The organism is Nonomuraea phyllanthi, assembly GCF_006334985.2.
GTDB classification, from domain to species: Bacteria; Actinomycetota; Actinomycetes; order Streptosporangiales; family Streptosporangiaceae; genus Nonomuraea; species Nonomuraea phyllanthi.
In genome coordinates, this window is the sequence record NZ_VDLX02000006.1 from 248,924 (window position 1) to 273,932 (window position 25,009).

The window sequence follows — 25,009 nt, forward strand, 5'->3', positions numbered from 1 at the left end:
ATGACGAATCGGGCTATGCCCCGGACTATGCAAGGGTGTGTAGGTCCGTGGCCCGCGCGCGCTCCTCCTGGGTGCCCTCCTCCCTGGCCCGCTCGCGGGCGAACAGGCGGAGCAGGTCGTGCATGTGGTAGTGGTCGTGGCCGCCCGCCTCCAGGAGGTGGGCCTCCACGAGATGGTCCAGCAGGTCGGCGGCGCGCGGCTCGGGACGGCCGGCCAGGGCCGCGGCGGCCGCGACGCCGATGGTGGCGCCGCCGAGCAGGCTCAGCAGCCGGAACATCCGGGAGGACTCGGCGTCGAGGCTCCGGTAACTCATCATGAAGAACGCGCGTACGGCCTGGTCGTCGGCCTGAAGCTCGGACAGGCGGTGCTCCTCGACCGCCAGCCGGTCGGCCAGGGCGCGCAGCGACAGCCCCGGGCGGGCGGTCAGCCGGGCGGCGGCGATCCTGATCGCCAGCGGCAGCCCGGCGCACAGCCGCACGATCGCGTGGGCGGCCCGCTGCTCGGCCGCCACGCGCTCCTCCCCGATCAGGCGGCCGAGCAGCGTGGACGTCTCGTCCTCGACCATGACGCCGAGGCGAAAGTGCGAGGCGGCGTCCAGCGAGGTGAGCGTCCTGCGAGCGGTGACGAGCACGCGGCAGGTCGGGCTCGCCGGCAGCAGCGGGCGCACCTGCGCCGCGTCGCGGGCGTTGTCGAGCAGGAGCAGCAGGTGCCTGCCGTCCGTCAGCGAGCGGAAGCGGGCCGCGGCCTCGTCCACGTCGGGCCGCCCGCCGCGCCGTCCGACCGTGTCGTCGCCGAGCGAGCGCAGCAGGCGGGCCAGGACGTCCGCGGGGTTCAGCGGCGCGACGCCCGGCGTGCAGCCGTGCAGGTCCACGTAGATGCGGCCGTCCGGGAACCGGCCGGCGACCTGATGGGCGACGTGCACCGCCAGCGCCGACTTGCCCACCCCCGCGGCGCCCGTGATCGCCGAGACGGCGGTCGCGCCGGAGGCCGAGGTCAGCATCGCGCGCAGGCGGGCCACCTCGGCGCTCCGGCCGGTGAAGGCCGCCGAGCCCATGGGCAGCTCGGCCGGGGCCCGGTGAGAGGCCGCCGTCCGCGCCGCCAGGGCGGGCGTCAGGGCGGGGTCGTCGGCGAGGACGCGCTGGTGCATGCGGACCAGGTCGGGGCCGGGGTCGATGCCGACCTCGGCGGCCAGCGTCGTCCGCGCGCTCTGATAGACCGCCAGCGCGTCGGCCCTGCGGCCGCACCGGTAGAGGGCCAGCATGAGCTGCGCCCTCAGCCGCTCGTTCAGCGGGTCCCTGCGGGCCAGCGCCTCCAGGTCGGCGAGCATCTCGGCGTGCTGGCCGAGCGCCAGCCGGGCCTCCAGCGAGGCGTCCATGACGGTCGCCTTCAGCTGCTCCAGCCGCGCCGCCTCGCAGCGCAGCGGCGCGGGCAGGGGCAGATCCTCCAGGACCGACTCGCCGCGCCACAGGCCGAGGGCGCGCGTCAGGCGTTCGAGCGCGACGTCGTGGCGCCCGGCGTCCAGCGCCTGCTGCCCCTGCGCGGCGAGGTCCTCGAAGAGCGTGACGTCCACCTCGCCGGGCATGACGCGCAGCACGTAACCGTTGGAGCCCGCCTCGATGCGGGAGGGGGAGCCGAGCACCTTGCGCAGCGCGGAGATGTAGGTGTAGAGGTTCGACTCCGCGGTGGCGGGGGCGCGCTCGCCCCACAGCCAGTCGAGCATGCGCCGGCTGGGGATCGCCTTGCCGGTGTTGAGCAGCAGCGCGGCCAGCAGCACCCGCTGTTTTCGGCGCCCGAGCGCGATCGGCCTCCCGTGAGAGGTGCGGACCTCGATCGGTCCGAGGATCTTGAAATCCATATGACCACCCTGCAGTGCGCGCGGCTTTCACCAACAGGAACGTGATTGAACTCGGATCTTGATTTGCCGCGACCAATGATCGGCGTACGCGACGTCGGACCGGTACTTCCTGGAACGGAATAAGAAGATTACGTGTTCCGAATAGCTCAGGGCTAGCGTGGTGGGAGCGGTTCCACGGCGCGCTGAAATTTATTTCCGCGACGATATGTGTGGCGCAAGGAATCCGTCTCGACATACGTTCCTCGTAGGCCCATTCCGCTGCCGTGAGCGCCGTTGAAGGGAGCGCCCGTGCTCGATCCGGAGCTGCGCGACGAGCTGCTGGCCCGCATGGACCGTGATCAGCGGCTGCGGCTCAGCCTTCCCGTGGGTGAGCCGCTGTCCGCGGACCTGCTCGACGAGTGGGAGCGCGTGGACACCGGCAACACCGCGTTCCTCAAGCGGGTCATCGCCGAACGCGGCTGGCCCGGCCGCGATCTCGTGGGCGAGAAGGCCGCGCAGGCCGCCTGGCTGCTGGCCCAGCACGCCGACCGCGATCGGGAGTTCCAGCGCCGGTGCCTGGATGCGCTGCGGGACGCCGTCGCCCGGGGGCAGGCGACGCCGCAGCAGCTCGCGTACCTCGTCGATCGCGTGCGCGTCGGCCAGGACCTCCCGCAGGTGTACGGCACGCAGTACCGGGACACCCCCGACGGCGGATTCGGCCCGCACCCCATCGAGGATCCCGAGCACCTCGACGAGCGCCGCGCCGCGGCGGGGCTGGAGCCCCACGCCGAGTACGACCGGCTCATGCGCCGGCACGATCAGGGCTGAGAACACCCTTCGACGTGGCCGGCCGGTCGTCGAGGGCGGCGAGCTGCTTCTGGACGCGGTCGGCGTCGGTGCCGCGCTGCTGGGCCCGGTAGAGGTCGAGAGCCTGGCGCCAGGCCAGGCGGGCCGGATCGGGACGGTCCAGGGCCGCCTGGGTGTGGCCGATGCGGTCGAGAGTGTCCGCCTCGTTGTAGGTGTGGCCGAGGTCCTGGAACAGGGCGCGGGCCCGCTCGTAGTGATCGAGCGCTTCGGCGTGCCGGCCCGTGTGGTGGGCGACGTAGCCGAGACTGTTCAGCGTGTCGGCCTCGCCCTCCAGGTCGGCGTGCTCGCGGTAGATGCGCAGGGCCGCCTCGCACTGCGCGCGCGCCTTGTCATACCGGCCGGACTCGGCGTGGAACCAGCCGGCGGTGGTGAGCGCGTCCGCCTCCCACACCGCGTTGCCCATGCTCCGGTACAGGTGGGAGGCACGGACGAGGTGGTCCACCGCCCGCCGGTCGGCGCCACGCGCCTTCTCCACCCAGCCGAGGGCGATGTGCGCGTGAGCCTGGGCCGCGATGTCGCCGGCGTGCTCGGCCAGGGAGAGGGAGCGATCGAGGTGCCGGCCGGCCTCGTCCGGCCGGCCCAGCTCGGACCAGGTGTTGCCGAGCAACCGGTGGGCCTGGATCTGGGCGGCGACGTCGCCCAGCCGTTCGGCGGCGGACAGCCCGGCCTGCCAGATGGCGAGATCCTCGTGCCCGCGCCCGCGCCGCCGGTGGAAGGTGCGCAGCGCCCAGGCCAGCCGCCACACCGAGGCGTGCCGGCCCAGGTCGCCGGCCAGCCGGTGCGCGGCGAGCAGGCAGGCGTGTTCCGCGTCGAACCACGACAGTGCGGCTGCCTGGTCCTCCAGCGGCTCCGGGCGGCAGCCCTCGACCGGCGCGTCGATCTCGATGGGCTCGCGGTGCTGCTGCAGCAGCCGATCACCCGCGTACGCGGTGTGGAGGTAGAAGTCGACCAGCCGCCGCAGGGCGGCGTCGCGCGCGTCCCCCGGCAGGCCGCGGTGGGCCTGCTCGGAGGCGCACGCGCGGATCAGGTCGTGCATGCGGTAGCGGCCGCGTACGTGCTGATGGACCAGATGCGCGCTCTCCAGCTCCCGCAGCAGCATGCCGGTGCGAGCCGGGGGCAGCGCGGCCAGGGACGCGGCGGCCGTGAGGCTGATGTCCGGCCCGGGAGCCAGGCTGAGCAGGCCGAGCAGTCCGGCCGCGGCGGCGGTGAGGCCGTGGTGCGACCAGGTAGCGGTGTGCACGCTCCTGCGCCGCCCGGGCCGGCTCGCCCGGCTCGCGAAGTCGCCCTCCGGCGTGCCGTCCGCCGTGGAGGAGCTGCTCCGCTCCGACGTCCACCGCCCGCTCGATCCGCGCCCGGCCTCCGGCCACCACGCGCTGAGCGCCGGCCTGGCGAGGATGCAACTCCAGGTCATGGTCCGGCAGCTCGCCGAACGCGTGCCGACGTTGCGGCCGGCCGGGAAACCTCTCCACACCGACCGCGGCGCCACCCGGAGGCTCACCTCGCTTCCCGTGACCTTCCACGCCCTGCGAAGAACGGGGTGACACGGGACACCTGGGAGACGAGGGAACACCTGCCCAGGGCCCCGGGTACGGCGAGGTGAAGGGCGCTTCGTTGATCCACGACGTACGCGAGTATCTTGACCATGTCCGCGAGCAGGCCGGCCGCCTGCGGGCGGCCGGGCCTCTACGCATCCGCGGCCGTCCCGGCTCGCCGAATGCGACACCTCATCGACTGGAGAGCACATGAGCAACGCCGACGCGGTGATCGCCGCGCTGCGCATCGAGCACGACCGCCTGGCCGGGCTGGTCCCCACGCTCACCGACGAACAGCTGGCCGGGCCGTCCGGCGCGGCCGAGTGGGACCTCTCGCAGGTGCTCAGCCACCTGGGCAGCGGCGCCGAGATCTCCCGCGGCACGCTCCAGGCCGCCCTGGACGACCGGCCCGCCCCCGGCCGCGACTCCTGGGAGAGCGTCTGGGACAGGTGGAACGCCATGGGGCGGCGCGAGCGCGCCGACGGCTTCCTCAAGGCCGACGAGTCCCTGATCGAGCTCTACGAGTCGCTGGACGCCAAGACCCGCGAGACACTCCACGTCGACCTGGGCTTCATGCCCGAGCCGGTGGACGTGGCGGCGGCCGGGCGGCTCAGGCTCAACGAGCTGGCCCTGCACTCGTGGGACGTGCGCGTCGCGTTCGACGAGCACGCCACGCTGACCCCCGAGTCCACCGGCCAGCTCCTGCCCGGACTGGCCGGCATGCTCGGCTGGATCGGCAAGCCGGACCGCCTCGACGGCCGGACCGGGGTCGTCCGGGTCGCCACGAGCGCGCCCGCGTCGGTCTTCGCGCTGCGCCTGGGGGATCCGGTCAGCGTGGACCATGACGTACCGGCCGAGCCGGACGGCACGCTCACGCTGCCCGCCGAGGCGTGGGTCCGGCTCGTGTCCGGCCGCCTCGGGCCGCGGCACACCCCGGCCGCCGTCACCACGACGGGAGCCGTCGACCTCGACGTGCTCCGCGCCGTCTTCCCCGGCTACTAGCCTCCCCGGCCATGCATCCCGTGGGTCTTCAGGTGAAGAGGCGGTACGGGTGCATGCCGTCCACCAGGCCCGTGTCCGGGGGATGGATGCTGTAGCCGAGCATGCGGCGGGTCCGGTTGCTCAGCTGCCGGGCCACCTGCCTGCCGGGGGAGAGGGTGAACGCCTCCCGCGTGCGCAGCCAGGGCTCGCAGTACTGTGCGGTGATGGTCAGGCACGGCGGTGCCGGTTGCGGGGGCCGCGCGTGCCAGAGGGTGCCGAGGAGCAGGGTGCAGGAGCCCGGCGGGGGAGTGAGGGGCACGCCCGGCGCGGTGGGGTGGCGGGCGGGCCAGCGGTGGCTGCCCGGCCACACCGTCACCGTGGTGCCGGGGCCGAGGGTCCAGAGCGCGGCGATGGACAGCGCGGGGCGAGGCCGGGGGAGGGGATAGCGGTGGTCGTCGTAACTCGCGGGGCTTGCGGGTGCCCCGGGGGCGACCTCGACGACCTCCAGCTGCGACAGCAGGTAGTTGGGCAGCAGCAGCCGGTCGAGCAGGGCGAGCACACGCGGGTGGTCGAGGAGGGGATCGGCGGCCCGGGTGTTGTGCAGGACGCCGTACACGCGGCGGACGTGACGCGACCGGAAGGGGTCACGGCCCGCGGGGCGGAGCAGCGGGGTGAGCTCGGCACGGAGGCCGTCGCAGGTGGCGGGGGCGAGCACGTCGCGCAGGACGAGGTAGCCGTCGCGGTGGAGCGCGGACATGGCCCCCGCCGTGGCCGGCGACCGGCTCCGGCCGGTCATGGCGCGCCTCTCCGGGACGCGCCGAGCGCGGCGGTGCTGAACTCCAGGATCTCCCGCAGCACCTCGGCCCGGTCGGGGCGGGGATCCTGGTCCAGGACGATGGCCAGGACGGAGCGCATGCCGCCGACGACGGCCGCGGCCATGAGCTCGGCGTCGCGATCGCGGGCGAGGACCCCTTCGGCCTGGCCGGCGGCCACGTGCTTGGCCCCGAGCGCGATGACCTGCCTGGCGCAGCGGGCCTCCACGGCGGCGACCTGGGCGTCGCCTACCATCCGCCCGAGCACGACGGCGGCGAGCGGCTCGTCGTACACCCAGTCGGTCCACCGGGCGAGCTGGGCCTCCCAGCGCTCGAGCCAGGTGTGGCCGGGGAAGTGCCCGAGCACCGTCTCCGCCACGAGCCGGTCGTAGAAGTCGGAGAGCAGCGCGCTCATCAGGCCGCTGCGGGTGCCGAAGTAGCGGTACGGCAGGCCGACGCTGAGCCCGGCGCGGCGCGCGACGGACGCGACCTCGATGTCGCCGGTCTCGATGAGCTCGGCGGCGGCGGCTTCGAGGATGGCGCGGCGGGTGGCGGCGGCTCGTACGGACAGGTGCTGCACGCCTCCATGTTAGTTGAGTTCAACTCAACGCCCAAGGCCCGGCCTCGCCAGGCTATAAATGACTCTGATCGGGTAACTCGGCCGACCGGTCGGGCGTGATCGGCTTGGAGCGTGACGATGACCTTCCCGGACCTCGATCCGCGTACGCCGGTGCTCGTCGGCGTGGGGCAGTCGTCGGAACGGATCGGCGAGCCCGGCTACCGGCGGCTGTCACCCGTCGACCTGGCCGCGGCGGCGGCGCGCGAGGCCCTGGCCGACACCGGCGCTGACCCCGCCGCGGTGGCCGCCGCCGTCGACACGGTGGCGGGCGTGCGCCAGTTCGAGATCTCCGCCCCCGGCGTCCCGGCCCCTCTCGGCAGGTCCACCAACTACCCGCGCTCCGTCGCCGCCCGCGCCGGCGCCGCGCCCCGGCGGGCGATCCTCGAGGTCGTCGGCGGGCAGGGGCCGCAGCACCTGGTCAACGAGCTGGCCGCCACCATCGCCGCCGGCGGCGCCAGCGCGGCCCTGGTCTTCGGGGCGGAGGCCATCTCGACCGTGTTGCATCTCGCCGGAGCCGAGGACAGGCCCGACTTCGGCGAGACCGTCGAAGGCGATCTGGAGGACAGGGGATACGGGCTCAAGGGGCTGGGCTCCCGGCACCTGGCCGCCCACGGGCTGGCCGACGCGCCGAGCCAGTACGCCCTGTTCGACAACGCCCGGCGCGCCCGGCTCAAGCAGACCCGGCAGGAGTATGCCGCCGGGATGGGAGCGCTGTTCGCGCCGTTCACGACGGTCGCCGCGGCCAACCCGCACGCCGCCGCCCCGGTCGAGCGCACCGCTGGGGAGCTGGTCACGCCGGGTGAGACGAACCGTCTGATCGCCGAGCCGTACACCCGCTACGTCGTGGCCCGCGAGAAGGTCAACCAGGGCGCCGCCGTCCTGCTCATGTCGGTGGAGCAGGCCCGGCGGCTCGGCGTGCCGCGGGACCGGTGGGTGTTCCTGCACGGCCACGCCGACCTGCGCGAACGCGACCTGCTCGACCGCGCCGACCTCAGCCGCGGTCCGGCCTCCGTGATGGCCGCCCGCCACGCGCTGGAGCTGGCCGGGATCGGCGCCGGCGACCTGGCCGCGATCGACCTCTACAGCTGCTTCCCCATTGCCGTGTCGAACATCTGCGACGGCCTCGGCCTGCCCGCCGACGGCTCGCGCGAGCTGACGGTGACCGGCGGCCTGCCGTTCTTCGGCGGCCCCGGCAACAACTACTCCACGCACGCCATCGCCGAGATCGTGCGGCGGCTGCGCGAGCGGCCGGGCACGTACGGGCTGGTCGGCGCGAACGGCGGCATGCTGAGCAAATACTCCGCCGGCGTCTACTCCACGCTGCCCGCTCCCTGGCGGCCGGACCGCAGCGCCGACCTGCAGGCCGAGATCGACTCGTGGCCCGCCGTCGAGCAGGCGGTCCGGGCGGACGGCTGGGGGACGGTCGAGACCTACACCGTCAAGCACGGCACGGGCGGCAGGCGTACGGGGATCGTCATCGGACGGCTGGAGGCCGACGGCCGCCGCTTCGTCGCCATGACCGCCGACGGTGACGACCGCACGCTCGGCCTGCTCACCACCGGCGAGCCCGTCGGGCAGCGGGTCCACGTCCGGTCCCTCGACGCCGGCAACCGGGTCACCGTGGACGGCGCGCGCGAGGACGGCGCGCGCGAGGACGGCGCGCGTGTGGAGGGCCCGCTCCCGCCCGGGCCCGCCGTCCGGCGCGGTGAGGGGCCGTCCTGACCGGCGCGGGCGCCGTCCCGCCTGCACGTAGACTTGCCGCATGCGCGTGACCATGCGGGATGTGGCGAGGCACGCGGGCGTCTCGGTCAAGACCGTCTCGCGGGTGGTCAACCGCGAACCGCACACCCGGCCCGAGGTGATCCGGCGGGTGCACGCCTCCATCGACGCGCTCGGCTGGGTGCCGAACGGCAGCGCGCGCGCCCTCCGGACCGGGCGCACCGGCATCGTGGGCATCGGGGTGGCCGAGTTACGCAGACCGTACCTGGCGGGTCTGGTGGAGGCCCTGGTGACCGAGGCCGACCGGCGCGGGATGCAGGCCGCCGTCGAGCCGACCCACCGCGCCCCCGAGAGCCTGCGCAGGCTCCTCGACGCGCGCGGCCGGGTGTTCGACGGCGTGGTGCTCATCGGCGACGACCTGCCGGGCTCCGTGTCCGGCGCCCTGGACGAGCGCCCGGTCGTGGTCGTCCACGGGGCGCGGCCGCACGACGAGGCCGACCGGGTGGACGAGGACGTGGCGGAGGCGGCCACGCTCACCGCACGCCATCTCGCGGTCATGGGCCGCACCCGGCCTGCGCTGCTCGGCGCGGACCGGGGAGGCGTCGGCGGGTCCCCGGCCGAGGCGCTGCTCGCCGCGCTCGCCGCGACCGGCATCGACCCCGGCGCCGTGCCCGTGGTGGCCCTCGGGCCGCTCGCGGACCGCCGGGCCGGCGCGCGGGCAGGGGCCGAGATCCTCGCGCGGCGCCCGGAGGTCGACGCGCTGCTCTGCGTCAACGACGAGGTCGCGCTGGGCGCGCTGGCGGCGCTCGCCGCACGCGGGATCGACGTCCCCGGCCGGGTGGCGGTCATCGGGCACGACAACCTCGAGGACGGCTGGTTCTCGACCCCGTCGCTCACCACGATCGACCCGGGGCGCGAGCGGATCGCCCGCGCCGCGTTCGAGCTGCTCGGCGCGCGCCTGGACGGCACGGCGCCCGCGCGTGCCCGCTCGGCGGTCCTGCCCGTCAGGCTCGTACGCCGGGAGTCGACGCTCGGGGTGGGAGCCGGGTGAGGCGACCGACGCTGGCCGACGTCGCCGTACGCGCGGGTGTCTCGGCCAAGACGGTCTCCAACGTGCTGCTCGGCCGTCCCAACGTCTCCGCCGCGACCCGGGAGCGGGTCCGCGCGGCCGTGGCGGAGGTCGGCTACGTGGTGAACCCGGCGGGCCGGGGGCTGGCGTCGGGCCGGACCGGGCGGATCGCCGTCGTCGTGCCCAACCTCTACCAGCCGTACTTCGCCGAGCTCGCGGAGCGGCTGATCCTGGCGCTGGCCGAATGCGACCTGTCCACGACCCTGCGCATCGCGCACGACGGCGACGCGGAGCGCGACGCCGTGCTGGGGGTGACGACCCGCGACGTGGACGGGGTGATCATCTGTCCCCATCACTTCACGGGTCACGTGATCGAGGACCGGATGCCGCCGCGGCCCGTGGTCCAGCTGGGCGGCGCTCCCAGCAGGCTCATCGACTGCGTCGTGATGGGGGAGCGCGAGGGCTTCGAGGCGGTCATCCGGCACCTGCTGGCGTCGGGCCGGCACCGGATCGCCCTGGTCATGACGGGCCCGGAGATGATCGAGCCCCCGGGGGAGCGTTTCGCCGGATATGTCGCGGCCCTGGACGCGTACGGCGTGCCGTTCGACAAGGCGCTCCTGGCGTTCGGCTCGGACTGGGACCGCCGGATGTCCGGATATGAGGCCATGGTGGGGCTGCTCCGCTCCGGTGCCCGGTTCGACGCCGTGGCCTGCGTCAACGACGCCACGGCGAGCGGAGTGCTGCGCGCGCTCCGCAGTCACGGGATCCGCGTCCCGCGGGAGGTGGCGGTCACCGGGTTCGACAACACCGACGAGGGGGAGTTCACCACGCCCTCGCTCTCCTCGGTCAGCCCGGAGCAGGGGGAGATGGTCGCCGAGGCGATCCGCATGCTGCTGGAGCGGATCGACGGCCATGACGGGCCCGCCCGGGAGGTCCGCACGGGAGCGCGGCTGGTGCTGCGGGACTCCTCGGCCTGACGCATGCCCGCCTTCGTTCGGGTCGTTCCGCCTCATCCTGTCTCATCGTTGACAACGCTGAACTAGCACCTTTAACGTCGGGGTTCACACAACGGACCCCCGAGGGAGCCCTTCTTGCGTGCCCCTGCCCTCTCTTCATCCGGCATCGCCGTACACCGTCCCCTGACCGCGCGACTGCGCCCGCACGGCGTCCTCGGTGCCTGGCAGGAGCGGAACGCGGAGGCGACCATCCCGCACTGCGTCGCCCGGCTCGAAGACAGCGGAGTGATCGACAACTTCCGGCGGCTGGTCGGCGAGTCCGGCGCGCCGCACCGCGGTTTCGTCTTCGCGGACTCCGACCTCTACAAGGTCATCGAGGCCGTCGCCTGGGAGATCGGACGGTCCGGCACCCGTCGCTGGGACGGATGGCTGGACGAGGTCATCGGGCTGGTCGCCCGCGTCCAGGACCCGACCGGATATGTCATGACCTGGATCCAGGGCGTGCACCCGGAGAAGCGCTTCGCCGAGCTGGAGTGGACGCACGAGATGTACGTCCTGGGCCACATGGTCCAGGCGGCGGTCGCGCTGGACCGGGCGTCCGGCCGGGACGACCTGCTGGCGATCGCCCGCCGCTTCGTCGACCTGCTCCACCGGCGGTTCGGCCCCGGACGCGAGGAAGGCATCTGCGGCCATCCGGAGATCGAGACCGCCCTCGTGGAGCTCCACCGCCACACCGGCGAGGAACGCCACCTCGCCCTCGCCAGGCGGATGATCGACCTCCGCGGTCACGGGCTGCTCAAGACGGGCCATCTCGGCGCCCGGTACTTCCAGGACCATCTGCCCGTACGGGAGGCGCGGACGGCCGTCGGCCATGCCGTGCGGCAGCTCTATCTCAACGCCGGGGTGACCGATCTCTACCTGGAGACGGGGGAGTCGGAACTGCTCGAGGCCCAGCGCGCCCAGTGGGACAACGCCCACCTGCGCAAGATGTACATCACCGGCGCCTACGGCTCGCGGCACCGCGACGAGGCCTTCGGCGACGACTACGAACTCCCCTCCGACCGCGCCTACGCCGAGACCTGCGCCTCCATCGCCGACCTGCAGTGGTCGTGGAGGATGCTGCTGGCGACCGGCGGGTCCCGGTACGCCGACGTCATGGAGCGGGAGATCCACAACGCGATCGCGGCCTCCACCGACGAGACGGGCACCCGCTTCTTCTACTCCAACCCGCTCCAGCTCCGCCCCGATCGCTACGACGAGGAGAACGCCCCGCGCGAGCGGGCCCCCTGGTACGCGTGCGCGTGCTGCCCGCCGAACATCGCCCGGCTCGTCGCCCAGCTGGACACGTATGTCGCGACGGCCGACGCGCATGATGTTAGCGTTCACATCTACGCCGACGCCGACATCGACCTCCCGCCCCACCTCGGCGACGGTGTGCTGGAGATCCGCACCGGCTACCCGGCCGGCGGCACGGTGGACGTCGCGGTGCGCGGCCGGATCGAGCCCGGCGTCCGGGTGGCGCTGCGCGTACCGGAGTGGTCGCGCGGCACCGTCCCGGCGGACGAGGACGGCTACCTGCGGATCGACCCCGGGCCGGGATTCCGGCTCGACCTCGACGTCAGCCCGCGCTGGACGCGGGCGCACCCGCGGGTGGACGCGCTCCGCGGCTGCGTCGCGCTGGAGCGGGGCCCGGTCGTCTACTGCGTCGAGCAGGCCGACCTGCCGGAGGACGTCGCGGTGGACGACCTCGTCATCGACCTCTCCGTGCCGCCCAAGGCGGACGGCGCCACGCTCCATCTCACCGCCCACGTCACCGAACAGGTCACCGAACAGGCCGCCGACCAGGCGACCGGGCAGGCGACCGGGCAGGAGCCCGCGCTGTACCGCCCGGCCGGCCCGGCGGCCCGGGCGGGTACGACGAGCACGCTCGCCGTACCCGCCATCCCTTTCGCCACCTGGGGAAACCGCGCCCCGGGAGCCATGCGGGTCTGGATGCCCGCCACCACCCCCTGAAGGAGAACGCCATGGCCAGCAGGACACGTCTGTGGTGCGCAGTGACACTCGCCTCCGTCCTGGCTCTTTCCGCGTGCTCGGGCGCGGACGAGAGCGAGGGCGGCGGTGGCAACACCCTGCGCATCCTGGTCAGCAAGCACCCGCTCACCGGGCCGATGAAGGACATGGGCTGGGTGGCGGAGCTGGAGAAGAAGGCCAACGTCAAGATCACCTGGGAGGAGGTCTCGGCGGACTGGGACCAGAAGAAGGCCGCCATGCTCGCGGCGGGCGACGTACCCGACCTCATCGTCGGCACCAACGCGATCAACAGCACCGACCTCGCCACCTTCGGCACGCTCTTCGAGGACCTCAAGGACGACCTCGACAAGCTGCCCAACGTCAAGGCCCTCTTCCAGGCCAAGCCGCAGCTGCAGGCCATGGCCACGCAGCCGGGCGGCGAGATCTACACGGTCCCCGGCTACAAGAGGTTCTGGCCGGAGACCGTGACCCACCAGTACATCAACAAGGACTGGCTGAAGAACCTCGGCCTGAAGACCCCCACGACCTGGGACGAGCTGTACGACGTGCTCGTGGCGTTCAAGGAGAAGGACGCCAACGGCAACGGCGACGCGAACGACGAGATCCCGATGGACTGGTCCCCCGTGGGCACCACCGGGTTCGGCTACTTCCAGCCGTCCGTGCTGCTCGGCAGCCTGGGGCTGCCGATCGCGGCGGGCGGCGGCCAGGGGTACTTCGTCGAGGACGGCAAGGTGGGCAACTTCCTGGTGGACGAGCGCTACCGGCAGGTGCTGGAGTTCCTGCACAAGTGCTACGCGGCCGGCCTGGTCAGCAAGGACGTCATGACGCAGGACTACTCCGCCTACCAGTCGGTGGCCCGGGGCAAGGGCGACGTGGCCAAGGTCGGGTTCAGCTGGGGCTGGACGGCGAGCGACCGGTTCGGCGCCCAGCTGGCCGGGCAGTACGAGGCCACCGCCCCGCTGCTCGCGGAGGCAGGCCAGAGCACGCCGGTGACCTGGACCTACGACAGCTACGCGGAGAACTTCCCCGCCAACCAGATCGCGATGTCGGCGGCCACGGAGAACAAGGAGGCGGCGCTCCGCGTCATCGACGCCTTCTACGACCAGGACCTCTCCATCCAGGTCCTCTTCGGGGAGTTCGGGCAGAACATCACGAAGGTCAGTGACAAGGAGTACAAGGTGCTCCCGCCCGCCGACGGCAAGAGCGACCCCTCCACCTGGAAGTGGACGACGACGATCGCCGACAACGGGCCCACCTGGATCCGTGACGACATCGAGGTGGACCTCCCCACCGACCTCCAGGAGGCGGTGGTCCAGGCCGAGCCGCTGATGCCCGCCCTGAAGAACATGGACCTCAAGCAGGACGTCTACCCGGGCCAGTTCATCCAGATGACCGCCGAGGACCTCAACACCCTCGCCCTGAGCAACCAGACGATCCTCAACATCACGCAGCCGAAGTTCGCCCAGTGGATCACCAAGGGCGGCATCGCCGAGCAGTGGGACGCCTACGTCAAGCAGGTCAACGACTCGGGCCTCCCGGCGAACGTCTCGATCTTCCAGCGCTACTACGACAAGTACGCGGCCCAGCACTCATGAGGCTCCCCCGCCACTGGCAGCTATGGGCCATGCTCGCCCCGGCGATCGCCTTCGTCGGCGTCTTCGCCTACATCCCGATGTACGGCATCCAGCTCGCCTTCCGGAAGTTCACCTTCCAGAACGGGCTGACCGGGGGCGAGTGGGTCGGGCTCAAGTACTTCGAGCAGTTCTTCGAGAGCCCGCTCTTCTGGACGCTCATGCGCAACACCGTCACGATCAGCCTGGCCACGCTGGTCGTGGGGTTCGTCGCGCCGATCCTGCTCGCGCTGATCGTGAACCAGGTCGTCCACGCCGGCCGCAAGCGGTTCATGCAGACCGCGACGTACCTGCCGCACTTCATCTCGACCGTCGTGATCGTGGGCATGCTGCAGGTCTTCCTCTCGCCGTCGTCGGGCCTGCTGACCAGGCTGGCCGGGCTCGCCGGCGTCACGGACGTCAACTTCCTGGGCGACACCTCGACGTTCGTCCCCGTCTACGTGATCTCCGACATCTGGCAGCACTGCGGCTGGAACAGCATCATCTACCTGGCCGCGCTCTCCCGGGTCGACACGCAGCTGTACGAGGCCGCGAAGATCGACGGCGCGAGCCGCCTCAAGCTCGTCCGCCACGTGGACGTCCCGGCGCTGGTGCCGACGATGGTCGTCCTGCTGATCCTCAGCATGGGCGGGGTGCTGAGCACCGGCTTCGAGAAGGTGCTGCTCATGCAGAACACGCTCAACCTGCCGGTCTCCGAGGTCATCTCCACCTACGTCTACAAGATCGGCATCCTGAGCAGCCAGTTCAGCTACTCGACCGCGATCGGGCTGTTCAACACGCTGATCAACTTCGTCTTCCTGGTGGTCACGAACCAGATCGCCAAGCGAGTGTCGGGAACGAGCCTGTGGTAGCCACGTACTTCCGCAACAGGACGCCGGGCGACCTCGCCTTCTCGGCCGTCCTCGCCGCGCTCTGCGTCCTCATCCTGGCCGCCGTGATCTACCCGGTCTACTTCGTCGTCATCGCCTCGATCAGCGACTCCACCCTGGTCGCGACCGGTCAGGTGTGGCTCTGGCCGCGGGGCGTCAACCTGTTCGGGTACGAGCAGATCCTCAAGGACGAGCGGATCTGGAACGGGTACCTCAACACCCTGCTCTACAGCGGGGTGGGGACGGCGCTGAACCTCTGCGTCACCCTGCCCGCGGCCTTCGCCCTGTCCAGGCGGGAGTTCCGGCCCCGCAAGGCGATCATGGTGTTCTTCGCCGTCACCATGTTCTTCCAGGGCGGGCTGATCCCGACGTACATGCTCTACCGGGACATCGGCCTGCTGGACAACTGGCTGGTGTTCGTGCTCCCGGTGGCGGTGAACGTCTACAACCTCATCATCGCCCGCGCCTTCTTCGAGAGCTCCGTGCCGGAGGAGCTGTACGAGGCGGCGGCCATCGACGGCATCTCGTACTTCGGCTACTTCCTGAAGATCGCGGTGCCGCTGTCGAAGGCCATCATCTCGGTGATCGGCCTGTACTACCTCGTGCAGCACTGGAACGACTTCTTCACCGGCCTGGTCTTCATCCGCGACTACGACAAGCAGCCGCTCCAGGTCGTGCTCCGCGACATCCTGCTGTCCAACCAGGCGTTCGCCGGCGGCGCGGGAGGAGCGGGCGGGGCGGGCACCAGCTACGCGCAGCAGTACGCCGACCAGATCAAGTACGGCGTGATCATCGTCTCGACGCTGCCCGTGATCGTGCTCTACCCCTTCCTCCAGCGCTACTTCGAGAAGGGCGTCATGATCGGGGCGGTGAAGGGATGAACGCGCTGCTCGGCTGGCACACCCGCCTCGGCGAGGTGGGGCTGCGCCTGTTCCTGCTCCACCTGCTCTGGCTCGGCGGGACCCTCGCCGGCGGGGTGGTGCTGGGCGTCTTCCCGGCCACCGCCGCCGTCTACGCCGTCGTGCGGCGCGACCTGATGGGACGCGACGAGCCGTCCCGGCTGCGCGAGGAGTTCGCCACGGCCTGGCGGCGGGAGTTCCGCGCCGCGAACGCCCTGGGCTACGCCTTCCTCGCGCTCTGGGCGCTGCTGCTGCTCGACCGCCACGTGGTGGCCACAGTCGATCTCGGCGCCGCCGGCCCGGCGCTGGCCGGGCTGTTCTGGCTGCTCGCGGTGTTCCTGTTCGGCATGTCCGTGGCGGCGGGGCCGCTGGCCGCGCACTTCGCCGAGAGCGTCCCGAAGCTGGTCGTACGGAGCGCGCTGTTCGTGCTGGCGCGGCCGCTCGTCGCCGGGCTCAACGCGGTCGCGGTCGCGGTCGTGCTCTGCGTCTACTACGTCGTCCCCGGGCTGGTCCCGGTGTTCGGGATCGCGGCTCCGGCCTGCCTGTCCTTCGCCTACCTCTGGTCCACCGGCCTGCTGCCCCGCCCGAAGGAGGATCAGCCTGCCGCGATGCGCCGTACCACCACGCCGACCAGCCATTCCGAGGGCGCGTAGCCGAAGTGCCGCGAGTCGCGCGACGCCTCGGCGTTGTCGCCGAGCACGACGAGCAGCCCTTCGGGCACCACGCGCCCGGGAACCTGCCGCAGGGACGGGACATCGCGCGGGATCGGGTCTCCCGGCACGGCCGTCGCGCGCTTGACCATGCGGAACGGCTCCTCCGCCGGTTCCCGCACGGCGGCGGGCACGGCGGCGGGCACGGCGGCGGGCACGGGGGCGGGCACGGCGGACGTGCCGGGAGACCTCCGGGAGGGCGGGCGGGCGGCTCCGTCCGGCGACGGCGCCGCCATCTCCGGCCACATCTCCGCGAGAGTGCCGGCGAGCAGCACCGCCTGGCCGCGCCGGACCGACGCCAGGGGCGCCCGCCGGACCAGCACCCGGTCGCCGGAGCGGTAGGCCGGCTCCATGCTCACGCCCGTGACGGTGATGACGATGTAGCGACGGCGCAGCCATAGGACGATCACGGCCGACGCCAGGAGAACGCCTGCCGCCGCCGCGAGTACGATCATGGCGCTGCTCAACGGCGGGTCCCTTCACTCATCGCGTCAGGCCTGCCCTGACCGCCGGGCTCCTCGGTATAACCGGCCGCCTGGACGGTGAACATCCGGGCGTACGCGCCCTGGGCGGCGAGCAGGTCGGCGTGCCGCCCCCGCTCGGTGATCACCCCGTCGGAGAGGACGACGATGAGGTCGGCGTCCCGGACGGCGCTGAGACGATGCGAGATGAGCAGGCTGCCGCGGCCGGCCCGGATCGCCCGTAGCCGGTCGTGCACCTCGTGCTCCGCGTCGGGGTCCAGGCCCGCGTTCGGCTCGTCGAGGATCATCAGCTCCCGCTTCTCGCGCAGGAACGCGCGCGCGAGCGCCACCCGCTGCCACTGGCCGCCGGACAGCATCACCCCGTTCTGGGGGTCGTCGTTCTCCGAGTCGCCGAAGAACAGCCGGGTCAGCAGCGTGTCGTAGCCGCGCGGCAGGCGGGACAGGGTGCCGTCGATCCCGGCTCGGACGGCCGCGCCCCGGATCCGTTCCATGTCGCCGAGCGCCGCCAGATCGCCCATGGCGATGTTGTCCGCCGCGCTGAAGTCGTAGGTCATGAAGTCCTGGAGCACCGCGCCGATGCGGCGGCGCAACTCCTCGACGGGTACGTCGCGCAGGTCCACCCCGTCCCAGAGGATCGCCCCCCGGGTGGGGTCGTAGAACCGGCAGAGCAGCTTGGCCAGCGTGCTCTTGCCCGCGCCGTTCCGGCCGACCAGCGCCACCGCCGCGCCATGGGGCAGGAACAGGTTGACGCCGCGCAGCGCCCACGGGTGGTCGTCGCTGTAGCGGAACCAGACGTCGCGCACCTCGATGCCGCGGCGGAGCGCGGGCAGCGGCGCCGGATCGTCCGGCGCGGGCAGATCCGGCCCGGCGTCGACCACCGCGATGTAGTGGCCGAACAGGAGCACCTGGTGGTGCGCCGCGGCCATCGACGTGACCAGCCCGCCGAGCGCCCCTTGCAGGCCGGCGACCGCGGCCACGAACATCGAGACGTCGCCCACCGTGACCCGCCCGCGAGCGGCCGCGACGACGACCCACACCAGACCGCCGCCTGCGACGGCCGCCGACAGGGCCGCCAGGGCTCCCTGGACGGCGACCTCTCGCCGGTCCGTCCGCCGCCGGTCGGCGTCGGCGGCGCGCCGCTCGGCGATCATGCGGCCGCGCAGGTACGACCCGAGCCCGAACAGCCGGATCTCCTTGGCCGCCTCGGCGCTCGCGAGCAGGTCGCCGTAGAGCATCTGCCGCCGCTCGATCGGCCCGATCCGCCACAGCATGGCGGCCCGCCGCCGGGACAGCCGCAGTTCGAGCAGCACCGCGGGGACCGCGGCGGCGAGCACGACGGCGGTGAACCCCGGGCTGATCACGGCCAGCGACCCGACGAACCCGCCGAGGGTGAGCGTCCCGCGCACCACCTCGAACACCGCGTCGGCGGTCTGGGCCGGTGAGGAGGCGCTCTGCTGGGCCAGCCGGAGCCGGTCCTGGAAACGGGGATCCTCGAACCTGGCCACGCCCGTCACCTGCTCGACCGCCGCGAACAGCTCGTCATGGGCGCGGAGAGCGGCCCTGCGGTCCATCTCCGCACGCAGGTACTGGGCGACTTGGGGCACGACCCCGAGCGCGACCCCGGCCGCCGCGAGGGCCAGCGCGAGGCCCACCAGCTCGGAGGTCGGGCTCGGTGCGTTCGTCAGGCCCGCCGTGGACGTCAGGCGGTCCAGGACGAACTTCGTCAGCCAGGCCGCCGCGATCGGGATCGCCGCGACGGCCACGGTGGAGACCAGATACGCGAGGCCGTGGACGGGCGCCGAACGGAAGGCCAGCGCCATGGCACGGGCCGCGGCGGCCACGAACCCGCGCCGAGCCCGTGGCCCGCCGGCGGGCCCGCCCGGTTCTCGGCTCACGCGTTCCTCGTGGTCCGCAGCAAGGTGAGGTCGGGTGCGGTGGCGAGCAGGACGCCGCCGCTGTCGACGACGTAGTGCGCGGGGAACGCGTCGACCGCGAATGCCCGGCTGAGCTGACCGTCGAAGTCCTCGACGGTCACGCGGGCCACCGGCGTGAGCGCGTCGATCATCTCGGCCGTCTCCTCCGGCTCACCGGCCACGACGGCGAGGACCTGGCTGCGCCCGCCCGGCAGGTCGCGGGCGTACTCGACGAACTCCGGCAGTTGCTCGCGGCACGTCGTGCAGCTGGGGCTGAAGAAGGCCACCAGGGTCTCACCGGTCAGCAGGTCGCGCGAAACCGGCTCACCGTCGACGGTGGTGGACAGGAAGTCGCCGACTCCCTCACCGGCGACGGCCGGACGCGCGTGCTCCGCCGGGGCGCGGTCAGCGCGGGCGAGGAGGCTCTGCAGCTGGGTGTTGTGCTCCCGCAGCCGTCTGACCACTCCCAGCGTCAGCAGCAGGTCGAACAGGCACAGCGCGCCCACCAGGATCACTCCGGCGACGAGAAATGGCATGACGTTCTCCTTTCGGCGCCGATCCGGCACCCGCCACCGGCGCGAACAGCTGGACCAGGTCGTCAAGGCGGCTGACGAGCACGGCGAGCACCAGCCCCGCTCCGCCCGCGAGCGCGAGACCGGCCGGCTGCGCCGATCCCGGGCCGCCCGCGCCGCTCGTCAGGCCGCTCGTCAGGCCGCTCATCAGGACGGACAGCCCGGTGGTTCCCGCCACTGCCAGCAGCGCGAGGTTGCGGGCCAGATGGTGGCGTCCCAGAGGGGTCGACGACGCCCCGAAGCACCGGCATGGCGTACGCACGCCGCGGTGCAGAGCACGTACCAGGGCCGCGCTGAACGCGCCGAGCAAGGCGACGGCGACGGCCGACCCCACGACGGGGGCGAACGGATGAAGAACCTGCGCGACGGTCAGGATCGGGACGGCCGACTCCGCCGCGACGACCACCGCCGCGGCCCGGCGGGCGGCTCGCGAGCCCGTGCCGCGCCGCAGCAATGCAGCGAGCAGGACTCCTGTCACGCGGACGAACTCGGCATAGGCCGTGCGGCTGCGGACCTTGCTCAGTGCCGACACCACGAAGACGGCACCGATCAGGCACTGGCCGCCGAAAGCGACATACTCCACCGGACTTCCTCGGCGCGGAGATCAAGGCGCGCTTGCCCGCCGACACCGGGCGGACAAGCGCTCGACGGATGGGGACGCGGCTAGCAATAGCTGGAGATGACCTGGCAGGCACCGCAGTTGGTGCCGTGGACGAGGTCGTACAGCCTCCTGCCGTAGACGACCTGGCCGCCCATGGTGCAGCACATGTACCTCCATGTGCAGCCGGCCGCCGTCGCCGACGCGTCGGCCTTCGGCACGACCCGCTCCAGCAGCCGGTCGCTGAGTTTCGTGATCGTCGCGATCATTGTTCCGCTCTCCTTTCACGACCGGTCCCCAAGTAGGCCTGCGCTTGAAGACCCGTCCGTGTTCCCTCAACGGCGCACACCGGATGTGAACGGCTGACTCCATGATGAACGGCGCTTCTCGCGAGCCTGTGGCGGTGGCGGTGCCGCGATTCCCGCACCCGGCACGTGCGGCGACATGGGGTTATGGCGGTACGGTGGCCGGAGGTGCGGGCTTCCGGTACGGGAAGGCGCACCCTCGCGTTCAGAGGTTCCTGAGGATGACCTCCGGGGTGCCCGGGTCGGGGCTGCTCTCGATGCGGGTCCGCTCGTCCGGGCCGATGAGCCGGAGGCCGTGCAGGATCGTGGCGGCGTTGCGCCGGCACTCCCTGGCGCGGCTCTCCGCTCCCAGGGCGTGCCGGCTCAGGCCCAGGCCCCACCAGTGCCCGGCCTCCGTGCAGCTGCCGAGGTCATCGGCCGCGCGATCGGCGTCGAGCGCCATGAGGAAGTAGCGCTCGGACTCCTCGAAGTGGCCCATGCGCCGGTGGGTCTCGGCGATGTACCCGAGCGCGACGGCCGAACCGACCAGATCCTCGATCTCGCGGGTGATGGAGAGGGCGTCCCCGAACGCCGTGACGGCGGCCTCCAGGTCGCCGCTCCGCAGGTACGTGAGCCCGAGGTTGGTCAGCGTGATCGCCTCGCCGTACCGGTTGCCCTGGCCGTTCTCGAGGTCGACCGAGAGGCGGAAATTGCCGATGGCCTCCGCGAAACGGCCCAGCCTGCTGTAGACGACCCCCAAGCGGTCGAGCTGGGCGGCCTCTCCCCGGCGGTTGCCGGTCAGCCGGTGCTGTTCGAGTGACACCTTCAGGTGGACCAGCGCCTCGTCGAGCCGGCCCAGGTCGGCCAGCACGTAACCGAGGTCGCCGTGCGTCACCGCCCGGTGCCGGGGATCGCCCAGGCGGTCAGCGGCGGCGGCGCCCACCTCGCTGATCTCGCACAGCTCCCGCCACCGCCCCCGTTCGTACAGCGGGAAGAACAGCGCCGCCGACAGGGCGGTGACCAGGTCGTCCGCACCCAGCGCCGCGGCACTGCCCATCGCCGCCGGCAGCTGAGCGGCCTCCGCGTCCACCCATGCGTACACCTCGTGACGGTCGCGGAAGCCCGGCCTCGCGCCGGTCGTCGCCGGACCCAGCGTCGTGCGCCAGACGGCGACGGGGATCACCTGGCTGCTCGCGTCCCTGGCGGCGGCCAGGTAGGTGTGGAGCGCGCGCCCGACGGCCCGCCGCCGCTCCTCCGGCGGGTCGTGCGCCGCGGAGAGCTCCCGGGCGAAGAGCCGGGTGAGGTCGTGCACGGAATAGCGGCCCGGGGCGACGGTCTGCACCAGATGGGCCTCGGTGAGCTGGTCGAGAAGGTCCTCCGCGATCGAGGGGGAGACGCCGGCGAGGGCGGCGGCGGTGTCGACGCCGAACTCCGTGACGTCGAGCAGGCTCATGGACCTGAACATGCGGGCCTGCGCCCGGTCGAGATCCCGGTAGCTGACCATGAACCCGGCCCTGACGGCCCGGTCCTCGACCTCCAGCTCGGTGAGACGCCGCCCCTCCTCGGCCAGCCGGTCCGCGAGCGTCCGCCAGGTCCACGCGGGCCGGACCGAGAGCCGGGCGGCCGCGATCGACAGCGCGAGGGGAAGGTACGCGCACTGCCGCGCGACGGCGCTCTGGGCCTCGGCGTCGGGGCGCGGCGCGGCGGCACCGCCCGGGCTTCGCGCGTGGCCGGCGGCATGGGAGGTCAGCAGGGTCCGCGCGTCCTCCTCGGACAGCACCTCCAGCTCGTACGGGATCCGGCCTTCCAGCGAGGCCAGCGTCCTGCGGCTGGTCACGATGACACCGCAGGCCGGGCTCGCCGGAAGCAGCGCGCGCACCTGTTTGACGTCCAGCACGTTGTCGAAGACGAACAGCATGCGGCGGCCGGCGGTGCGGGAGCGGAACTGGGCGGCGGCCTCGTCGACGTCCTGGGGTATGGCGGCGCGGTCCACCCCGAGGGATCGCAGGAGACGGCCGAGGGAGTGGAGGGGTTCCAGCGGTTCGAGGTCCGGCGTCGAGCCGTGCAGGTTCAGATAGAATTGCCCGTCGGGGAAACGGTCGGCGGCCTTCCAGGCCACCTGGACCGCCAGCGCCGACTTGCCGATGCCGCCGCAGCCGGAGATCAGGACGGGCCGCGGGCTTCTGTCCACCACATCGCGTACGAGGGCGTCGATCAGCTCCGTTCGCCCGACGAAGCCCGGCACCATGGGAGGCAGCTCCCGGGGCGCCGATGGTGCGCCGGTTCCCGGCGGCGGGGCACCAGGCCCCTGCTCGGAGCCCGGCCGCCCGCCGATGCCGGGTGCCCGTATCTCCAGGGGGCCGTGCCCGCCGGTTCCCTGCCTGAGCACCTGGAGCTGCGCGCTCACCAGCTCGGGCCCAGGGGAGATCCCCAGATCGTCGGCCAGGCGGCGGCTGATGTCGCCGAACACCTCCAGCGCGGCGGCCTGCTGGCCGCAGCCGGCAAGGGCGATCATCAACCGCGCGTGCGCCTGTTCGTGCAGCCGTTCCACCTGCGTGATCGCACGCAACCGCGACAGGACGAGGTCATGCCGGCCGAGCGACTCGGCCACCTCCGCGAGCTCGATCGCGGCCGTCACCCGCTCCGCGCTGAGCGCGCAGACCTTCGGATGGTCGCGGAGCGCCGGGACGTCCAGCAGCGGGCTGTCCCGCCACAGGTCGATCGCCCGCCCGTACGACTCGGCGGCCGCATCCGGCTCGGCCCTGTCACGATGGTCGCGTGCCTGGCGGAGGAGGCTCCTGAACGCGAGGGTGTCCACCTCGCCGTCCGCCACGGACAGCTGATAGCCGTGCTGGCGGCAGCTGATGAGCTCCTCGCGCCGCCCGTGGCGCAGGGCGCGGCGAAGCCTGCTGACATGGCCGTGCACCGCTCTTATGTGACCGTCGCCGGCGGCCTCCCCCCACAGGGCTTCGGCGATGGACTCCATCAACACCACGTGGTTCGCCGAAAGCGCCAACAGCCCCAGAATGCCGCGCTGCCGCTCGCTGCTCAGCGGGACGACGGACCCGGAGGCCCGCACCTCCAGCGGGCCCAGGATCCGCAGCCAGACCGTCGACGGCCCCTGGCCGCCGCGCGATCCGTCCGGGCTCGGCGCGGAGAGCTGAAGGACGTCCGACAGGCGGCGAATGGTCTCGGTGCGCGGACGGCGCGTGCGTCCCTGCTCGACGTCGCGGATCACGGCGACGCTCACCCCGGCCTGGGCGGCGAGCTCCTGCTGGGTCAGGCCGGCCTGCTCGCGTCGCAGCCGCAGCACATCACTCAGGTTCTCCATCGCGCGTCGCCCTCACGGAAGGATGAGGAGTTCGAGAGCCGGCTCTCCACGAAGAGCCTTACTCGTCCGGCCACGTTCCGCAAGGATCACAGGCCCGCCGCTCGCCCCGGCGGGACGCCCGCCGCGGTCACGGCCGTGACCGTAGCGGCGAGGGGCCGGCGCGGGGCGGCGAAAGGGCGGTGCGGGGGCGGCGTTCAGTCGGCGGGTGGCGGGGCGATGGACTCGCGGCTGCGCAGCGGCATCGGCACCCGGTGCACCTCGCCGACCCGCTCGGCGTCGGCGTGCTCGCGGCCGATCTCCGCGAACAGCACGTCGACGGCCGTGCGGCCGAGCTCGTAGTGGGGCAGCGCCACGGTGGTCAGCGTGGGCCGGATCCACGAGGCGATGGGGTGGTCGTCGAAGGAGACGACGGACACGTCGCCGGGGACCTTGAGCCCGGCATCGTCGAGCGCCTGGTAGGCGCCCATGGCGATCCGGTCGTTGAAGCAGATCAGCGCGCGCGGCCGGATGGTGTGCAGGAGGTCGCGGGTCGCGGCGAAGCCGTACTCCGGCTGCCAGTCGGGGCAGGTGCGCGCGCCCGCCACCTTGACGCCGGCCTCCCCGAGCGCCTCCCGGATGCCGACGAGCCGTTCCACCGCCGCGACGCTCTCCGGAGGAACGTCGCGCAGGCCCGGGCCGGCGCCGATCAGGTGGATGCCGTCGCGGTGGCCCGCCTCCAGCAGGACGCGAGCGGCGCGGCGGCCGGCCTCGACCTCGTCGGGGAGGACGGCGGGCAGGGGGGTGGGCTGCTTGGGCAGCGCGTTGAGCAGCACGGCGGGCGCGGCGGTGATGGCCTTGGGCACTTTGATGGCCCGGGTGAACATGGAGGCGAGGATGAGACCGTCCACCTGCCGGTCGTGCATGGTCTGCAGCAGCAGGCGTTCGAGCTCGGCGTCGCCCTCGGTCTCGCCGATGAACAGCATGAAGCCGCGGTCGCGGGCGGCCTCCAGCGCTCCCTTGATCATGTCACCGGCCAGCCGCGAGGTGGCGACGGTGTCGGAGACGAAGCCGATCGTCCGGCTGGTGCCCGTGCGCAGGCCGACGGAGACGATGTTGGGCCGGTACTCCAGCTCGTCGGCGGCTCGCAGCACGCGCTGCTCGACGTCCTGAGAGATCCGCAGCTCACGGCCACGGCCCGACAGCACGAGCGAGGCGGTCGTGCGGGAGACACCGGCGGCCTTGGCCACATCGGCCAGCGTGACCCGTCGTGGGCTCACCCAGAACCTCCGATCATCGAAGCGGGGTTGACATCGTACGACGC

Annotated in this window: 21 protein-coding genes and 1 pseudogene; 11 read left to right on the forward strand and 11 right to left on the reverse strand. The window is 72.6% G+C overall.

From position 1 onward, the window contains the following. Positions 1 to 25: 25 nt before the first annotated feature. Entirely contained in the window at positions 26 to 1,855 is a 1,830-nt protein-coding gene (locus FH608_RS18300) for an AfsR/SARP family transcriptional regulator (RefSeq protein ID WP_139631736.1), read from the reverse strand. A gap of 288 nt (positions 1,856 to 2,143) precedes the next feature. Between FH608_RS18300 and FH608_RS18305 the strand changes: the two genes are divergently transcribed. Further along, the gene (locus tag FH608_RS18305; RefSeq protein WP_226899656.1) at positions 2,144 to 2,662 is read left to right on the forward strand and encodes a DUF6624 domain-containing protein; all 519 of its coding nucleotides are present in this window, start codon (positions 2,144 to 2,146) and stop codon (positions 2,660 to 2,662) included. Here FH608_RS18305 and FH608_RS18310 read toward each other — a convergent pair. Then, positions 2,637 to 3,941, reverse strand: a complete 1,305-nt coding sequence (locus FH608_RS18310; RefSeq protein WP_139631737.1) for a tetratricopeptide repeat protein — start codon at positions 3,939 to 3,941, stop codon at positions 2,637 to 2,639. The genes FH608_RS18305 and FH608_RS18310 overlap by 26 nt on opposite strands. On the opposite strand from FH608_RS18310, the gene FH608_RS18315 reads away from it, so the two are divergent. Both FH608_RS18315 and FH608_RS18325 read left to right on the forward strand, forming a co-directional pair. Beyond that, positions 3,934 to 4,242: a cytochrome P450 family protein gene (locus FH608_RS18315; protein WP_139631738.1), complete on the forward strand. Its 309-nt coding sequence runs from the start codon at positions 3,934 to 3,936 to the stop codon at positions 4,240 to 4,242. The two genes, FH608_RS18310 and FH608_RS18315, sit on opposite strands and share 8 nt — an antisense overlap. 201 nt (positions 4,243 to 4,443) lie before the next feature. Further along, positions 4,444 to 5,235: a maleylpyruvate isomerase N-terminal domain-containing protein gene (locus FH608_RS18325; RefSeq protein ID WP_139631739.1), complete on the forward strand. Its 792-nt coding sequence runs from the start codon at positions 4,444 to 4,446 to the stop codon at positions 5,233 to 5,235. A gap of 28 nt (positions 5,236 to 5,263) precedes the next feature. Here the strand turns inward: FH608_RS18325 and FH608_RS18330 are convergent, their stop codons facing one another. Together FH608_RS18330 and FH608_RS18335 are read right to left on the reverse strand one after the other, a co-directional pair. After that, the gene (locus FH608_RS18330; RefSeq protein WP_139631740.1) at positions 5,264 to 6,010 is read right to left on the reverse strand and encodes a phytanoyl-CoA dioxygenase family protein; all 747 of its coding nucleotides are present in this window, start codon (positions 6,008 to 6,010) and stop codon (positions 5,264 to 5,266) included. Next, complete coding sequence (locus FH608_RS18335) at positions 6,007 to 6,606, reverse strand: TetR/AcrR family transcriptional regulator (RefSeq protein ID WP_139631741.1); 600 nt, start codon at positions 6,604 to 6,606, stop codon at positions 6,007 to 6,009. The genes FH608_RS18330 and FH608_RS18335 overlap by 4 nt, the downstream gene beginning before the upstream one ends. Positions 6,607 to 6,723: 117 nt before the next feature. Here FH608_RS18335 and FH608_RS18340 point away from each other — a divergent pair, with 117 nt between their 5' ends. The 8 genes from FH608_RS18340 to FH608_RS18370 all read left to right on the forward strand — a co-directional run bounded on the left by FH608_RS18340 (position 6,724) and on the right by FH608_RS18370 (position 16,472). Next, positions 6,724 to 8,367 (forward strand): acetyl-CoA acetyltransferase, encoded by a 1,644-nt coding sequence (locus FH608_RS18340; RefSeq protein WP_139631742.1) that lies wholly within the window; start codon positions 6,724 to 6,726, stop codon positions 8,365 to 8,367. A gap of 40 nt (positions 8,368 to 8,407) precedes the next feature. Then, positions 8,408 to 9,415: a LacI family DNA-binding transcriptional regulator gene (locus FH608_RS18345; protein ID WP_139631743.1), complete on the forward strand. Its 1,008-nt coding sequence runs from the start codon at positions 8,408 to 8,410 to the stop codon at positions 9,413 to 9,415. Then, complete coding sequence (locus tag FH608_RS18350; RefSeq protein ID WP_139631744.1) at positions 9,412 to 10,410, forward strand: LacI family DNA-binding transcriptional regulator; 999 nt, start codon at positions 9,412 to 9,414, stop codon at positions 10,408 to 10,410. The genes FH608_RS18345 and FH608_RS18350 overlap by 4 nt, the downstream gene beginning before the upstream one ends. A 114-nt stretch (positions 10,411 to 10,524) precedes the next feature. After that, positions 10,525 to 12,402: a glycoside hydrolase family 127 protein gene (locus tag FH608_RS18355; RefSeq protein WP_139631745.1), complete on the forward strand. Its 1,878-nt coding sequence runs from the start codon at positions 10,525 to 10,527 to the stop codon at positions 12,400 to 12,402. Positions 12,403 to 12,413: 11 nt separating this feature from the next. Then, complete coding sequence (locus FH608_RS18360) at positions 12,414 to 14,015, forward strand: type 2 periplasmic-binding domain-containing protein (RefSeq protein WP_139631746.1); 1,602 nt, start codon at positions 12,414 to 12,416, stop codon at positions 14,013 to 14,015. Then, positions 14,012 to 14,902 carry an ABC transporter permease gene (locus FH608_RS52785; protein WP_226899657.1) on the forward strand — a complete coding sequence of 297 codons (891 nt, stop codon included), beginning with the start codon at positions 14,012 to 14,014 and terminating at the stop codon, positions 14,900 to 14,902. The genes FH608_RS18360 and FH608_RS52785 overlap by 4 nt, the downstream gene beginning before the upstream one ends. Next, entirely contained in the window at positions 14,896 to 15,801 is a 906-nt protein-coding gene (locus FH608_RS52790; RefSeq protein WP_226899658.1) for a carbohydrate ABC transporter permease, read from the forward strand. The genes FH608_RS52785 and FH608_RS52790 overlap by 7 nt, the downstream gene beginning before the upstream one ends. Then, positions 15,798 to 16,472: a YesL family protein gene (locus tag FH608_RS18370; RefSeq protein ID WP_139631748.1), complete on the forward strand. Its 675-nt coding sequence runs from the start codon at positions 15,798 to 15,800 to the stop codon at positions 16,470 to 16,472. Before FH608_RS52790 ends, FH608_RS18370 begins: the two co-directional genes overlap by 4 nt. Here the strand turns inward: FH608_RS18370 and FH608_RS52795 are convergent. The 7 genes and pseudogenes from FH608_RS52795 to FH608_RS18400 form a co-directional block, all read right to left on the reverse strand. Beyond that, a complete protein-coding gene (locus FH608_RS52795; protein ID WP_226899659.1) occupies positions 16,415 to 16,984 on the reverse strand; it encodes a S26 family signal peptidase in 570 nt (189 codons plus the stop codon). The genes FH608_RS18370 and FH608_RS52795 overlap by 58 nt on opposite strands. An 8-nt stretch (positions 16,985 to 16,992) precedes the next feature. Continuing rightward, a complete protein-coding gene (locus tag FH608_RS18380) occupies positions 16,993 to 18,906 on the reverse strand; it encodes an ABC transporter ATP-binding protein (RefSeq protein ID WP_226899660.1) in 1,914 nt (637 codons plus the stop codon). Further along, entirely contained in the window at positions 18,903 to 19,460 is a 558-nt protein-coding gene (locus FH608_RS18385) for a TlpA disulfide reductase family protein (RefSeq protein WP_139631749.1), read from the reverse strand. Before FH608_RS18385 ends, FH608_RS18380 begins: the two co-directional genes overlap by 4 nt. A 262-nt stretch (positions 19,461 to 19,722) precedes the next feature. Next, positions 19,723 to 20,079, reverse strand: a pseudogene (locus FH608_RS54405) (MauE/DoxX family redox-associated membrane protein); the annotation flags it as partial. Between the two features lie 80 nt (positions 20,080 to 20,159). Then, positions 20,160 to 20,363, reverse strand: a complete 204-nt coding sequence (locus FH608_RS18390; protein WP_139631750.1) for a hypothetical protein — start codon at positions 20,361 to 20,363, stop codon at positions 20,160 to 20,162. 241 nt (positions 20,364 to 20,604) lie between these two features. Continuing rightward, positions 20,605 to 23,709 (reverse strand): tetratricopeptide repeat protein, encoded by a 3,105-nt coding sequence (locus FH608_RS18395; protein WP_139631751.1) that lies wholly within the window; start codon positions 23,707 to 23,709, stop codon positions 20,605 to 20,607. A 194-nt stretch (positions 23,710 to 23,903) separates the two neighbouring features. Next, positions 23,904 to 24,965, reverse strand: coding sequence for a LacI family DNA-binding transcriptional regulator (locus FH608_RS18400; RefSeq protein WP_139631752.1), 1,062 nt, complete (start codon positions 24,963 to 24,965; stop codon positions 23,904 to 23,906). Between the last annotated feature and the right edge of the window lie 44 nt (positions 24,966 to 25,009).